Below are 13,813 nucleotides of genomic sequence, written 5' to 3'. Positions count from 1 at the left end.
CGGGCGGGCCGAAACTCGCCCGCTACGCGGCCTCAAACAGCCGGCCCGCTTATTCCGCCGGCGTCTGCGCGTCTCGGCTGAGCAGAAGGCACGGAAAACCCGCTTTGCTTGAAGTGTGGGGTTTTAGGTCCCGCTTGAACGTGGCCGAGCATCGCAGCAGACGGTGGATCAGTCGGCGCGCAGCGCCGAGCGAGGCAGGGATGCCGAAGCCGTTGCAGTCGGGCCAGGACGGCCCGTCTGCAACGCCCACCGGCTGTGAGAAGCGCAGGGCACCAGCCGCCGCAGGCGGCTGGCCACGTTCTCGGGCGCACTTTCTTTTCGCCTCTTTTCTTTGTGCGAGCAAAGAAAAGGGGCTCGCCCGGCAGGGCGAAACCCGTGGTCCTGCGGTTGCGTCTCATCTTTCAAGACGCGAAGGATGGATGCAGATCGGCCTTAGAACACCACACTCGCATCCACAATCACCGACCGCCCGGCCCCCGGTGCAATATCCTTGATAAACGAGGTGTGATCACGAATCTCCTCGTCCAGCAGGTTGCGCCCGCGCAGTCCGAGCAGCAGTTCGTACTGGCCCCGAATGACCCAGGTCAGGTCTGCGTCCAGCCGGTTGTAGGCGTCGGTCTCGGTTTCCAGGCTGGCGGTGTCGCGTTGACGGGCCACGTGGGTCAGGCGCAGGTCTGCTCCGAAGGGGCCACGTTCCCAGTCCAGTCCGGCGCCGACTCGTGAGGGGGTGATACGGGGCAGGGAGCCTCCATCCGTCAGCTCTCCGCTTACGGTGTCGGCGAACAGGCGTGGTCGCCATTGACCGGTGGTTGCGGAGTCCACGGCTAGCAAGGAAAAGGAGGCTTCCGCGCCGGCGAAATCGGCATCGGCCTGGGTGTAGGTGACATAGAGCAGCTCGCCATCGGCGGAGGCCACGCCCTCCTCGTCGACGCGGTCGGGCTCGCCGTCCGGCAGCAGGGCATCGGTCTCGGCCTGGAAAATGTAGTCGTTGTAGCGGGTGACGAAGGCCGTCAGCTCAGCGTCGAACCGGTCGGTGTGCCAGTGCAGGCTCACGTCGAGGTTGTTGGCGATTTCCTCGTCCAGCGACAGGTTGCCGACTTCGAAGGTTTCCGACGCCAGATGGGGGCCGTTGGAATAAAGCTCCTGTGACGAGGGTGCCCGCTGCGAACGCGACAGAGACACGGCGAGATTCACGGTATCGCTGAGCGCGTGATTGCCGCCCAATGAAAGCGAGAGCGTCGAATAGTCACGCGCGGGGGCTCCGCCTTCGGGTTCGTGCTCGGTGGATTCCACGCGGGCGCCGGCTTCCAGGCGCAGCGCGTCCAGCTGCCATTCCTCCACCCAGAACAGGCCGACTGACTGCGTGTCCACGGGTGGTACGAAGGCTTCTTCACCGATGGCGGAGAACTCCGAGTTGATCCATTGCAGCCCCACGACGCCGGAGAAATCGCCGAACGGTGCATGCGTGGCTTCGATCCGGGCTTCAATGCCATCGTTCTCGAAGCGCGTGCCGGGTTCGCCTGACGGTTCGATCTCGGTGTGCTCGTAGTCGCTGATCACCACAGCGCCGCGCAGCCGATCGAGCGCAGGGAAGGGGTTCATGACTTCGAACTTGGCGTCATACCGGAGCTGATTCAGGTCGATGCGCACGCCGCCTTCCTCGTCCTCATGGCCTTCTTCTTCGTGCTCTTCCTCATGGTGGTGGCCGGGGATGCCGTAGTTCGTGCGGTAGGTCGTTAGCGACGCGCCGACAAAGCCCCAGTCATCGACCCAGGATGTACCGATTGCCGCCGAGTTGGTCGATGTGCTGCTATTCGCCAGCGTGCCGGAGGCTTCCTCCTCTTCGTGTTCATCCGCATGATCGCCATCCTCTTCGTGCTCCTCATGCTCAGCCTCGGCGAAGCCGGGGATGTCGATGTCGTCGGTTCTACGGGCCAGGCCGTCGATATGTAGGTTGAAGCGACCAAAGCCGGATTCCACATGCCCGAACACGCTGCGGCCGTTGCGGGCCGAGTCGTACTGGGTACCGAGTTCGCCGTGATTGCCATCCACGGATTCGGTCGGAATCGTATCGGAGACGACATTGATAACGCCGCCGATGGCGCCGTTGCCGTATAGCAGCGCGGCCGGTCCGCGCAGGATCTCGATCTGCTTGGCGCGGAATGGTTCGGTGGAAATGTTGTGATCCGGGCTGACGGTGGAGGCGTCGATCACGCCCACGCCGCCATCGAGCACACGCACGCGCGGCCCGGATTGACCGCGGATCACGACGCGACCGGAGCCGGGGCCGAAGCTGGCATTGGCGATGCCCGGCTGTTGATCCAGGGTTTCACCCAGCGTCGCGGCGCGCTCGCGGTCCAGATCTTCGCCCACCAGCACATCAACGGGGCGGGTGGATTCCAGCTCGCCACGGCCGGCGAACGGCTCGGCGGTGACCTGTACGGGGTCGAGTTGAAGGGTATCGGTCGGTTCTTCGGCGGCAAACACCGCGGTGGACGCACCAAGCGCCACCGCAATCATGTAACGGCTCATTGAAAATCACTCCTGATGGATCGCGATGCGACCCACGAAACGGAATGCCCGGACGCCGCGCAGGACAATTGCGCAGCGATCAGGCGGATTTCGGGTTTCGAATCAGGCGGTGATGGGAGGTGCGCGCACGGCGCGTGATGCCCAGGCGATCTCGGCAATCGGTTCGGCGTGGCTGCGCTCGGTGAGGCAGGCGGTCGGCGCGGCCTGCGACAACAGCATCGGCGTGGCTGGTCCATCCGCCATGCTCTGGCCGATATGGCACAGTGCGCACAAATCATGCACCGGCTCCAGCACGTGATCGGCCGCATGCGTCGCCGCACTCCACTGCAATGCAAGCAGTGCAATGGCGACGACGTGCAGCAGATGCTGGCGGGCGGAGCGATGCATCCCGCTAATCTTGCACATGGCGTTTGAAGCTTCAATGACCAGTCATCACCTCGCCTTCACCAAGATGCACGCGCTCGGCAACGACTTTGTCGTGATCGATGCGACGCGCACGCCGGCGACCTTGTCCCAGGCGCAGTTCCGGCTGCTCGCTGACCGACGGCGCGGTATTGGATGTGACCAGATCCTGTTGCTGGAACCGCCGCCGCGGCCAGGGGTGGATTTCGGCTATCGCATCCTCAATGCCGATGGCAGCGAGGTCGGGCAATGCGGCAACGGCGTGCGCTGCGTGGCCCGCTACGCCATCGACCGCGGGCTGACGAACAAGGCCGAACTGGTGTTCGCCACGCGCACGACCTCCATGCGGGTGCAGGTCGAGCCGGACAGCATCCGCGTGAACATGGGCGAACCGCGCTTCGAGCCCGCGCAGGTTCCGTTGATTGCGAGCGCTCGGTCGGATGGCTATGGCCTCGAAATCGATGGCCAGCGCTGGCGATTCGGTGCGGTTTCGATGGGTAACCCGCACGCCGTGCTCCAGGTTGAGAGCGTCGACGCAGCGCCGGTGCGGACGCTGGGGCCGAGGATCGAGACGCATGCGTTGTTCCCCGAGCGGGTGAATGTCGGTTTCGCCGAAATCCTCACGCCCGAGTGTATTCGCCTGCGCGTCTGGGAGCGCGGCGCCGGCGAGACCGAGGCCTGCGGCAGTGGGGCCTGCGCAGCGGTGGCCGTCCTGCGCCAGACCGACGCGGTGGGTGACACCGTGCAGGTGTTGCTGCCCGGCGGTGAGTTAAGGATTCGGTGGCAGGGCGCAGGCCAGCCGCTGTGGATGGAAGGCCCGGCGACGACCGTGTTTGACGGCACATGGGCGCTGACCTAAAGCGCGCTGATCGCCGCATCCAACGAGCAATCGCAGTTTTCGTTAGTATCTAAAGTGGATTCAAGGACTTAGTGCGTGGGGAGCATGGGGAGTACAGACGACAAGCTCGGATTGGCGGCCGTCCCGCCCGAAGAGGTGGCAGTACAGGCTGCGACCGAGGAGGACGTCATCGCATTTATCGAGCAAAGGCCTGAGTTTTTTGCCGAGCATCCGCAACTGCTGGAGGAGATCGAACTGGCGCATGCCGCGGGGTCGGCAGCATCGTTGATCGAGCGGCAGGTGGCGGTACTGCGGCAGCGCAATGAGCAGCTACGCGAACGCATGCATCAGCTTGCCGAAGTTGCCCGCCAGAATGAACGGCGCATGCGCAAGGCCAATGAACTGGCCGTGGCCCTGCTTGGCGCTGCGTCCGCCGAGGACGCCATTGCCATCGCCCAAGCGCAGCTCACCCGTGCCTTCGCTGTCGATGCCGTTCTCGTTGGCCTTTATGACGGCAATGCCGTCTCGAATGCCATGCACATTGATCACGACCATCCGGTGCGCGGGCTTTATGCCGATCTGATCCGCACCGGCCTCATCGAATGCGGTCCGCTGGGCGATGCGGCTCGGGCGCAACTCTTCGGGGAGCAAGCGGTGGCCTCAGCGGCCGTCGTGCCCATGGATCGCGTCAATCCGCTGGGTCTGCTCGCCGTGGGCAGCGACGACCCCGGCCGGTTCCGGCCCGGGATGGGCACCCTGTTCCTGGACCTGATTGCCGATCTGCTGACCGCGGCGATTCGTCGTCACCTAGATGACTTCGCTGCTCCCTGATCTGGATGAGTTTGATCGGGTGCTACGCGACGAGCGCCAGCTGTCACCGCATACCCGTGCGGCCTACCGCCGAGATCTGGGTCGCCTGCTGACGTTTCTCGGCGAGCGTGATGTGGCGGCTTGGTCCGCGGTCAGCGTGGCCGACATCCGCCAGTGGGTGGGTAGCGAACACCGGCGCGGATTGTCAGCGGCCTCGCTGCAGCGCGCGCTGTCTTCAGTGCGCAGTTTTTACGCGCATTTGTTGCGTCATGGCCGCTGCACTGCCGATCCGGCTGCCGATGTCCGCGCACCCAAGCGTGGACGGCCATTGCCCAAGGGCCTGGATGTCGATGAGGTCAGCAGCCTGCTGGACCGCCCGGCCGAAACGCCGTTACGAGTTCGCGACCAGGCATTGATGGAACTGATCTATTCCAGCGGCCTGCGGCTGGCCGAGGCCGTCGGCGTGAATCTGGTCGACTTCAGGCCGGACGACGGCATGCTGCGGGTCACGGGCAAGGGCGCCAAGGAGCGTGAGGTGCCGGTCGGGCGGATGGCCGCTGAGGCGGTGCGCCGCTGGGTGCGCGTGCGTGGCGAACTGGCCGCCCCGGATGAACCGGCTTTGTTTGTCTCCTCGCGCGGCGGGCGCCTGTCACCGCGCGCCGTGCAATCGCGGCTGGCGCAGGCCGCCACGCGCGCCGGCTTGCCGACACGCCTGCATCCACACCGTCTGAGGCACGCGTTTGCCACGCACATGCTGGAATCCAGCGGCGACCTGCGTGCGGTGCAGGAGCTGCTGGGTCATGCCAGCATCAGCACGACCCAGGTCTACACGCATCTGGATTTCCAGCACCTCGCCGAGGTCTACGACAAGGCCCATCCCCGCGCCCGCAAGCGCGAGGATTGAGCCGCACCCACGTCCGGCTCGCGAACGGCTCATGACGACATCGATCCCGATAGAGCTGCATCCGGTCGAAGATGTGTCCGCGCAGTCGGCTTATGACGCCGTGATTTCCAGCCGCGAAGCGCTGGCGCCCTGGATGCACTGGCTTACGCCCAGCTATTCGTTGCGCGACCAGCAGGCGTTCCAGTCCCGATCGGCGGTGTTGCGGGGCGCGGGGCTGGAATTCAACTACGGCATTGTTGATGCCTCCGGGCAGGTGCTGGGTATTTGTGGCCTGCATCGAATGGACATGCTTCACGCCACCAGCGAGGCCGGATACTGGGTGCGGTCCGACCACTGGCGCCGCGGCATTGCCCGGCGCGCCGTCACCGCATTGCTGCGGCGGGCGTTCCGCGAGCATGCGCTGGCGCGTGTCGAACTGATCATCGATTGTGACAACGCGCCGAGCCTTGCCCTGGCTGATGCGCTGCAGCTGCGGCGCGAGGCCCGGCTCGGCCAGCGCCTGTTCCGTGATGGCCAGCGCCGTGACGCCTGGCTTTGCGCCGCCACCCGCTACGAGTGGCTGCAGGCGGTCGCCGGGTAGGGTTCCGGTTCGTTGTCTGGCCTGCTCACATTGAAACCGGCCGCCGTCGTCCCGACATAGGGGCCACAATCGAGACACGGACAACACGTGGAACAGTTTCGCGGAACGACCATCCTCTGTGTGCGGCGCGATAATCGCGTCGCCATCGGCGGAGATGGTCAGGTCTCCATGGGCAACACCATGGTCAAGGGCAATGCCCGCAAGGTACGTAGGCTGTACAACGACAAGGTCATCGCTGGGTTTGCCGGTGGCACGGCCGACGCCTTCACCCTGTTTGAACGCTTCGAGGGCAAGCTGGAAAGCTACTCCGGCAATCTCGTGCGTTCGGCGGTCGAGATGGCCAAGGACTGGCGCACCGACCGGGCGCTGCGGCGCCTCGAAGCCCTGCTGCTGGTCGCCGACACCACGGCCTCGCTGATGATCTCCGGCACCGGCGACGTGATGGAGCCGGAATACGCCTCCATCGCCATCGGCTCCGGTGGCAGCTTCGCCCAGGCCGCGGCACGTGCGCTGGTCGACAACACCGACCTGCCCGCCGACGAGATCGTGAAGCGGGCAATGAAGATCGCCGCGGATACCTGTGTGTACACCAATGATCACCTGACGTTGGAGGTGCTGGACGCATGAACGAGACGAATCCCGCACTCCCCGGCGCCGGGGTGATGACCCCGCGCGAAATTGTTCAGGAGCTGGACAAGCACATCGTCGGCCAGTCCGAGGCCAAGCGCGCCGTGGCCATTGCGCTGCGCAACCGCTGGCGCCGCATGCAGCTCGACGAGCGCATGGCCGGCGAGATCACGCCGAAGAACATTCTGATGATCGGCCCGACCGGCGTTGGCAAAACCGAAATCGCCCGACGCCTGGCCAAGCTCGCCCGTGCGCCGTTTCTCAAGGTCGAGGCGACCAAGTTCACCGAGGTGGGCTACGTCGGCCGTGAGGTCGATTCCATCATCCGTGATCTGGTCGATGCCGCGGTGAAGATGGAACGTGAGACCGCCATGCAGGCTGCGCGGCCCAAGGCCGAGCTGGCGGCCGAAGACCGCGTGCTGGACGCCCTGGTGCCGCGGCCCAAGGAATACGGCGGCGAGCGATCGGAAACCCGCGAGCAGGAGACCGGCACCGCGCGCCAGGTGTTTCGCAAGCGTCTGCGCGAAGGCCAGATGGACGACACCGAGATCGAGATCGACGTGCAGATGGCTGCGCCAGGCGTCGAGATCATGACCCCGCCGGGCATGGAGGAAATGGCCAACCAGATGCAGGGCCTGTTTCAGAACCTGTCCAAGGGGCGCACGCGCAAGCGCAAGATGACGGTCCAGCAGGCGATGAAGGTCATGACCGACGAGGAGGCCGCCCGTCTGGTCGACGAGGAGTCGATCAAGGCCAGTGCGGTGCGCAATGTCGAGCAGAACGGCATCGTCTTCATCGATGAGATCGACAAGGTCTGCAAGCGCGAAGGCGTGACCGGCGGCGATGTGTCTCGTGAAGGCGTGCAGCGTGATCTGCTGCCGCTGGTCGAGGGCTGCACCGTCAACACCAAGTACGGCATGGTCAAGACCGACCACATCCTGTTCATCGCCTCCGGCGCGTTCCACCTGTCCAAGCCCAGCGACCTGATCCCCGAGTTGCAGGGTCGCCTGCCGATCCGCGTGGAACTGGCCGCGCTAACCGCCGACGACTTCCTGCGCATTCTCACCGAACCGGATTGCTCGCTCACCGAGCAGTACGCCGCGCTGCTGGGCACCGAGGGCATGCAGGTCACCTTTGTCGAGGATGGTGTGCGCCGGCTGGCCGAGATCGCCAGCGAGGTCAACGAGCGCACCGAGAACATCGGCGCCCGGCGTCTGCACACGCTGATGGAGCGGCTGGTCGAGACCCTGTCCTTCGAGGCTCCCGACCGTGCTGGTGACGCCGTCACCATCGATGCTGCGCTGGTCAACGACACGCTGTCTGCCCTGGCGCAGGACGAAGACCTGTCCCGATACATCCTTTAGCCGAGACCCAGACCATGGAATGGAATGTTTATCTTTCCGGAGAAATCCACACCGACTGGCGCGAGCAGATCATCGCCGGCGCGGAGGATCTTCCGGTCAACTTCGCGTCGCCGGTCACCGATCACGCGGCCAGCGATGCCGCCGGTGATGTGCTGGGCAAGCCGACCGCCGATTTCTGGCGGGATCACCAGTCGGCCCGCGTCAACGCAATCCGTACCAAGACGCTGATCGAGCAATGTGATCTCGCCATCGTCCGCTTCGGCGACAAGTACAAGCAGTGGAATGCGGCGTTCGACGCCGGTTACTGCGCCGCGCTGGACAAGCCTTACATCACGTTGCACGACGAGTCGCTGGTGCATGCACTCAAGGAAGTGGACGCAGCCGCCCTCGCCTGGGCGCAGACGCCCAAGCAGGTCGTCGAGCTTTTGCGTTACGTCACGTCACAGGCTTGAGCCGTCTTCAGCGCCGCCGCATGCGTTCGCTGGTCACCGAAGCACCGTCGATGACGGTGCGTGTGACCGGCGTCTTGCCAGCGATCTCCAGCAGGCGCGCCCACTGATCCTCCGATAAATCGCCCGTGGCATCGAGCAGGCGATGGATGGCCGTCTCGCCCTCGGCATTTTTCGACAGGGTCAGCTCCAGCGTTAGCTCGCCGAGGTCCCAGCCCTTGCGTTCGGCATACATCTGCAGGGTGATGGTCGTGCAGATGCCTAGGCCGGTCAGGTAGTAGTCATAGGGCGCAGGACCGCTGTCATGCGGCGGTTCGTCGCCCGTCAATTCAAAGCCGCGCGTGTCGATGAGTTGGCGATAGGGCTGATCCGTCGACCGGACGCGGGCGGATGCGATGACCTTCATGGTGGCGTTTTCTCCGTCAGATGGCAGGCAAAGGAACCCATTCCTGATCGTCGCCGGGGATATCGGGAAACCGCCGCTCGGTCCAGGCCTGTTTCGCATGTTCGATTTGCGATGGATCGCTGGCGACGAAATTCCACCAGATATGGCGGCTGCCGACCGGCTCGCCGCCCAGCAACATGATCAGTGATGCGTCGCGGGCCTGAACCGTGATGCCCCGACCCGGCTGCAGTACGGCCAGTGTTCCGGGCGGGCAGGGCTGGCCTCCGGCATCGACCTGTCCGTGTACCACGTAAAGCCCCAGTTCCGGTGCTTCGGGGCAGACCAGCCTTGCGCCGGCCTCCAGCCGGCATTCGACGTAAAGTGCCGGCGCCGGGCATTGCACCGGCGAACGTAGTCCAAAGGCCTCTCCGATGATCACGCGAATCTGCGCGCCGTCACGCCGCGTCATGGGAATCGTGTCGGCCGGGTAGTGCGCGAAGGAGGGAGCGCCGGTTTCGGCTTCCGTCGGCAAGGCGATCCAGGTCTGCAGGCCGTGCAGACGCGAACGCTGATGCAGATCCGATCCAGGACGTTCCGAATGGACGATGCCGCGACCTGCGCTCATCAGGTTCACCGCCCCGGGCCGGATCGGTTGCGAGAAGCCAAGACTGTCCCGATGCAGGATCTCGCCTTCCAGCAGGTAGGTGATGGTGGCCAGTCCGATGTGCGGATGCGGGCGGACGTTCAAACCCTCGCCGGGGGCGAGTTCCGCCGGCCCCATTTCATCCAGGAAAATGAAGGGGCCAATCATCCGGTGTTCCCGAGCCGGCAGGACCCGACGAACGCCAAAGCCACCAAGATCGCGCGACCGGCCGTGGATGAGTCGTGTCACGTGGCCCGTGGCTTCGGTGACGGCCGGTTCAGGTGCCTTGTGGTCGCTCATCAAGCCGCTCCTGCGAGTGGGTTTGCAGTGTGCCATTGCAAACCGTCATCCGAGCAAAAGACAGTGGGAATGTTTTCCGGCAGGATTCTTGCTGAGGGCATCGCTTCTGCTGTGCCGAACTGGCTCTGGATCTGGGGAAATGGAATGAACACGATTCGTCGCGGTCTCTTGGCCGTCGCCTGTCTGCTGATATCTGGGGTCGGCAGTGGAATGGACATGGACTGGCGGGCGAAGGTCGACCAGCCGCTTCTTGAGGCCTTGCAGACCCTGACGCAGACCGAGTTCATGGTGCAGCTCGATGCGCGCGCTGATCTGACGCCGGCCGCCACGATCGACGACAAGGCGGCGAAAGGCCGATACGTAGTCACTGCATTGCAGCAGGTTGCCGCCGAAAGCCAGGGGCCTCTGCGTGCTTTGCTCGATGCTCGAGGCGTGAGCTACCGGGCGTTCTGGATCTCGAACAGCATCGCCGTCACCGGTTCCATCACGGATATCGAGGCGATCGCGCGCTTGGAGTCGGTGACCCAGATTCACTGGCTGCAACCGATTCCCGCACCGGCTCCGGTGACCGTGGAACCCCGTTCGGCGACCGCCGCCAAGGCGGTCTCGCACAAGGCGGCGGAAGCCGGCGTGTCGCTGGTGCGGGCGCCCGAGGTCTGGGCCGCGGGCTTCAACGGCCAAGGCATTGTCGTGGGTGACCATGACATCGGCGTGGAGTGGACCCACCCGGCGCTGCAGGACAAGTACCGCGGCTGGGATGCGCAATCGCGCACGGCGAGCCATGACTACAATTGGCGTAACGCCTTCGGCGCGACGGATCTGTTTTGCTCCGATCCCGGCGTGCCCTGCGACTCTAACGGCCATGGCACCCACACGACCGGCACCATGGTCGGCGACGATGGCAACGGCATGCAGATCGGCATGGCGCCGGGCGCGCAGTGGATTGGCTGCCGGTCGCTGCTCGACCCCGTCGTGGGTCTGGGCACGGTACCGACCTATATGGATTGCATGGAGTGGATGATCGCCCCGTATCCGATTGATGATCCGGACGGTGCCGATCCCGCCATGGCGCCGCATGTGGTGAACAACTCCTGGGGTTGCCTGGAAGGTTGTGCGCCGCCGGTGCTCGACGATGTGAATCAGGCCACCAAAGCGGCCGGCATCGTCCAGGTCGTCTCCGCCGGAAACGATGGATCTGAGTGCAGCACCATCGCGTTCCCATTGGCGGTGTACGAGGAATCGTTCACGGTGGGGGCCTCGGACGTCGACGACAACATGGCCAGCTTCTCCAGCCGGGGGCCGGTGCTCACCGATTTGTCGATGCGGACCAAGCCGAACGTCACCGCGCCCGGCGTGAGTACGGTGTCGGCCTATCTGGATGGCGAATATGCTTCGCTGAGCGGCACCAGCATGTCGGGTCCTCATGTCGCCGGGCTGGTGGCCTTGCTGTTGTCCTCCGAAACCAAGTTGATCGGTCGTGTCGACGACGTGCGCGCCATCATCGAGAACACCGCGGTTCCGCTCGCCCACGGCGAAACCTGCGGCGGGACTAGCGATGCGGATATCCCCAACAACACCTCCGGTTTCGGTCGCATCGATGCTTACGAGGCAGTGACGCGGCGGCCGATTCTGGACATTGCGACGGCCGGCAACACTAGTGGTGATGCGCTGGAGTTCACGGCGACGATTACCCTGCCGGATGATGCGGCTATTGCGGCGACCGGACTGGTGCTAAGCCTGGACCTGCCGGACGGTGCGACGGTGAGCCAGGCCGAATCTGCTGCGACTCAGCCGGCTACGAAAGCCGCCGAGCAATACACGCTGGACTCGCTGCAACCGGGCGGCACCTGGGTTGTGAAGCTGACCATCACCGGCGCCGGCTCCAGTCCTGTCCTGTCCACGGTAGAAGCCGATCAGGTCAGCGCGAAAGCCGGCGACCCCGTCAATGGAGCCGCCTCCGCCGGGGGCAGTCCGCCCACCGGGTCGGGCGGCGCATGGGGGCTGGGTGCATTGCTGCTGCTGATCGGTGTGGCAGGCCTGCGCAGGCGATAAGCTCAACCGGAAAGGCCGGCGTGGTGGCGGCGCACTGCCTGCGAATCGGTGGTGGTAATGTGCTGGCTTGCAACGGGCACAAGGACGGGCCGGACCATGCGCAGTCGAAGGAAGCTCTCACCTATTCGCGCCGTCAGGTTGCCGCCTGAAATACGGCCAGGCAAGGCGCGAGAAGTGAAATTTGGTGACTCCAAATGAGCGACGCGCAACGCCGCATGGCCGTATTTCAGGCGCAATCCGGATGGAGCGGAGGCGGTTTTCCTACAAACCTGCGTTGTCACTCGTTTGCTTGGAATCACCAAGCTGCTCTCGTTCCGCCTAGTCTTGCAGGAAAACCGTCTCCGCCCTGGTGGTGCGAATAGATGAGATCTTCCTTAACACTATGCCGAGGGTTTCCGGAGCGACGGGTCTGCGCCGGCGATGCCGTGTTGACCGAAGGTGGCGCCAACGACGCCTTGTTCATCCTGCGTGACGGCGCCGTGCGGGTGATGCGCTCGGGCGTCGAGGTGGCGGTTGTCCGCCGCGTCGGTGCGATGTTCGGCGAGATTTCGGCCATGTTGAACGTGCCGGTCACGGCGACGCTGGTCGCCATGGAGGACTGCCGCTTCCACGTGATCGAACATGCCGAGCAGGCGGTTCGCGACCGACCATCCATTGCGCTCATCATCGCCGAGCAGCTGGCCAGGCGCCTGTCCGAGACCACGGCCTACCTCGCCACGCTGAAGCTGCAACAGGGCGATGGTTCCACCGTCAGCGCGATCCGCGATCCGGGGCTGGCCGCCCGTCTGTTCGGGCAGGACGGCGACGCAATCGACGACGGCGACGACTAGTCTGGCGGCGGGCGCGGAGTGGCCGACGTTCTCCGTGGCACACTGTGAGTCCAACACCAAACAGCTCCCAGGAGCCCGCCGTGGATACCCCGGAATTGAGCCCCGCCGAGGCACGCGTCCTCGCCTCGCTGTTCGAGAAATCGATCACGACACCGAACTACTACCCCATGACGGTTAACGCCATCATGGCCGCGTCCAACCAGAAATCATCGCGCTTTCCGGTCATGAGCCTCAGCGAAGGCGAGGTCGGCAAGGCGCTGAACACGCTGGCCGAGCTGCGGTTTTGCAGTCGGGAGGATCTCGGTTCGCGGGTGCCCAAGTGGCGGCAGAACTTCAAGCACCGGCTGCTGCTCAAGGATCACTCTGCTGCCCTGCTCGCGATGCTGATGCTACGCGGAGCCCAGACCCGCTCGGAGCTGCGCAGCCGCGCCGAGACTCTGCGTGGCCCCACCACGCCGGAGCAACTGGACGAAGCCGTGGAATTTCTGGCCGATCGCAGCCAGCCGCTCATCGTGACGCTGCCCCGCCAGCCAGGCCAGAAGGAAGCGCGATTGGCCCACACGCTTTGTGGCGAACCGGACGTGACGGAGGTCGCCGCGCCAGCACCTGCCAGGTCGTCGACATCACGCGACGAATTGCTCGCCCGGATCGAGTCGCTGGAAGCCCGGGTACAAGCGCTGGAATCGGGTGACTAGGCCGCAGCGTGACCGTGACCACCGTCGAGAACACCAGACCAGCCAGCACGATGACCCCGACGCCGCGGTAGAGCTTCGTGCCGGCACCGGGGATGAACACCAGGCCATTACGGTGACGTCTTGCTAATTTCACTAATTACTTGGACGGCAATTTTTCCCGGGAGGTGTCGTAGTGATTCTGAGGCGCGTCAAAAAGCGAAATTGATGTCTCACCGCAATCCCGCAGCACGGAATATATGCTGGAATTCTGTTATTGCTAACTGTGGGGTCCCGGATGAATATCTCGTTCATACTCGCCGTCCACTGCTGATGGGCCGAGAGGTCCTGAAGGTCACTCTGGCACACTGGAGCGAGATCCGAGAATGCTGATCAGCTTGCACAAGAACGCCACGACGACACCCG

Annotated in this window: 14 protein-coding genes; 10 read left to right on the top strand and 4 right to left on the bottom strand. The window is 64.5% G+C overall.

Annotation, left to right across the window (positions count from 1 at the left end):
• Positions 1-432: 432 nt before the first annotated feature.
• Positions 433-2,532: a TonB-dependent receptor domain-containing protein gene (locus ACE1EY_RS05620; protein ID WP_291514128.1), complete on the bottom strand. Its 2,100-nt coding sequence runs from the start codon at positions 2,530-2,532 to the stop codon at positions 433-435.
• Positions 2,533-2,634: 102 nt separating this feature from the next.
• Positions 2,635-2,919, bottom strand: a complete 285-nt coding sequence (locus tag ACE1EY_RS05615; protein WP_291514127.1) for a hypothetical protein — start codon at positions 2,917-2,919, stop codon at positions 2,635-2,637.
• Between the two features lie 34 nt (positions 2,920-2,953).
• Between ACE1EY_RS05615 and dapF the strand changes: the two genes are divergently transcribed.
• The 7 genes from dapF to ACE1EY_RS05580 all read left to right on the top strand — a co-directional run bounded on the left by dapF (position 2,954) and on the right by ACE1EY_RS05580 (position 8,509).
• Positions 2,954-3,793 (top strand): diaminopimelate epimerase, encoded by an 840-nt coding sequence (gene dapF / locus ACE1EY_RS05610; RefSeq protein ID WP_291514126.1) that lies wholly within the window; start codon positions 2,954-2,956, stop codon positions 3,791-3,793.
• Between the two features lie 84 nt (positions 3,794-3,877).
• Entirely contained in the window at positions 3,878-4,603 is a 726-nt protein-coding gene (locus ACE1EY_RS05605) for a DUF484 family protein (RefSeq protein WP_291514125.1), read from the top strand.
• The gene (gene xerC, locus ACE1EY_RS05600; protein WP_291514124.1) at positions 4,584-5,486 is read left to right on the top strand and encodes a tyrosine recombinase XerC; all 903 of its coding nucleotides are present in this window, start codon (positions 4,584-4,586) and stop codon (positions 5,484-5,486) included. The genes ACE1EY_RS05605 and xerC overlap by 20 nt, the downstream gene beginning before the upstream one ends.
• 31 nt (positions 5,487-5,517) lie before the next feature.
• Positions 5,518-6,066 (top strand): GNAT family N-acetyltransferase, encoded by a 549-nt coding sequence (locus ACE1EY_RS05595; RefSeq protein ID WP_291514123.1) that lies wholly within the window; start codon positions 5,518-5,520, stop codon positions 6,064-6,066.
• Positions 6,067-6,153: 87 nt separating this feature from the next.
• Positions 6,154-6,693, top strand: a complete 540-nt coding sequence (hslV, locus tag ACE1EY_RS05590; RefSeq protein WP_291514122.1) for an ATP-dependent protease subunit HslV — start codon at positions 6,154-6,156, stop codon at positions 6,691-6,693.
• On the top strand, positions 6,690-8,057 hold the full coding sequence (hslU, locus tag ACE1EY_RS05585; protein WP_291514121.1) for an ATP-dependent protease ATPase subunit HslU: 1,368 nt from the start codon (positions 6,690-6,692) through the stop codon (positions 8,055-8,057). The genes hslV and hslU overlap by 4 nt, the downstream gene beginning before the upstream one ends.
• A gap of 14 nt (positions 8,058-8,071) precedes the next feature.
• Positions 8,072-8,509, top strand: coding sequence for a YtoQ family protein (locus ACE1EY_RS05580; RefSeq protein WP_291514120.1), 438 nt, complete (start codon positions 8,072-8,074; stop codon positions 8,507-8,509).
• Between the two features lie 7 nt (positions 8,510-8,516).
• On the opposite strand, the gene ACE1EY_RS05575 is transcribed toward ACE1EY_RS05580, so the two are convergent.
• Together ACE1EY_RS05575 and ACE1EY_RS05570 are read right to left on the bottom strand one after the other, a co-directional pair.
• A complete protein-coding gene (locus ACE1EY_RS05575) occupies positions 8,517-8,912 on the bottom strand; it encodes an OsmC family protein (RefSeq protein WP_291514119.1) in 396 nt (131 codons plus the stop codon).
• Positions 8,913-8,928: 16 nt separating this feature from the next.
• Positions 8,929-9,834, bottom strand: coding sequence for a pirin family protein (locus ACE1EY_RS05570; protein WP_291514118.1), 906 nt, complete (start codon positions 9,832-9,834; stop codon positions 8,929-8,931).
• Positions 9,835-10,050: 216 nt separating this feature from the next.
• On the opposite strand from ACE1EY_RS05570, the gene ACE1EY_RS05565 reads away from it, so the two are divergent.
• From ACE1EY_RS05565 to ACE1EY_RS05555, 3 genes are all read left to right on the top strand, one after another.
• Positions 10,051-11,886: a S8 family serine peptidase gene (locus tag ACE1EY_RS05565; protein ID WP_370299652.1), complete on the top strand. Its 1,836-nt coding sequence runs from the start codon at positions 10,051-10,053 to the stop codon at positions 11,884-11,886.
• A 362-nt stretch (positions 11,887-12,248) separates the two neighbouring features.
• Positions 12,249-12,716: a cyclic nucleotide-binding domain-containing protein gene (locus ACE1EY_RS05560; RefSeq protein ID WP_291514116.1), complete on the top strand. Its 468-nt coding sequence runs from the start codon at positions 12,249-12,251 to the stop codon at positions 12,714-12,716.
• A gap of 80 nt (positions 12,717-12,796) precedes the next feature.
• Positions 12,797-13,411, top strand: a complete 615-nt coding sequence (locus ACE1EY_RS05555; RefSeq protein ID WP_291514115.1) for a DUF480 domain-containing protein — start codon at positions 12,797-12,799, stop codon at positions 13,409-13,411.
• Positions 13,412-13,813 lie beyond the last annotated feature (402 nt).

Origin of the sequence: Abyssibacter sp. (assembly GCF_964229365.1) — a bacterium.
Lineage (GTDB): Bacteria > Pseudomonadota > Gammaproteobacteria > Nevskiales > OUC007 > Abyssibacter.
Note: the sequence above shows the minus strand (reverse complement) of the source record. Positions and strands in the feature narration are given on the sequence as shown.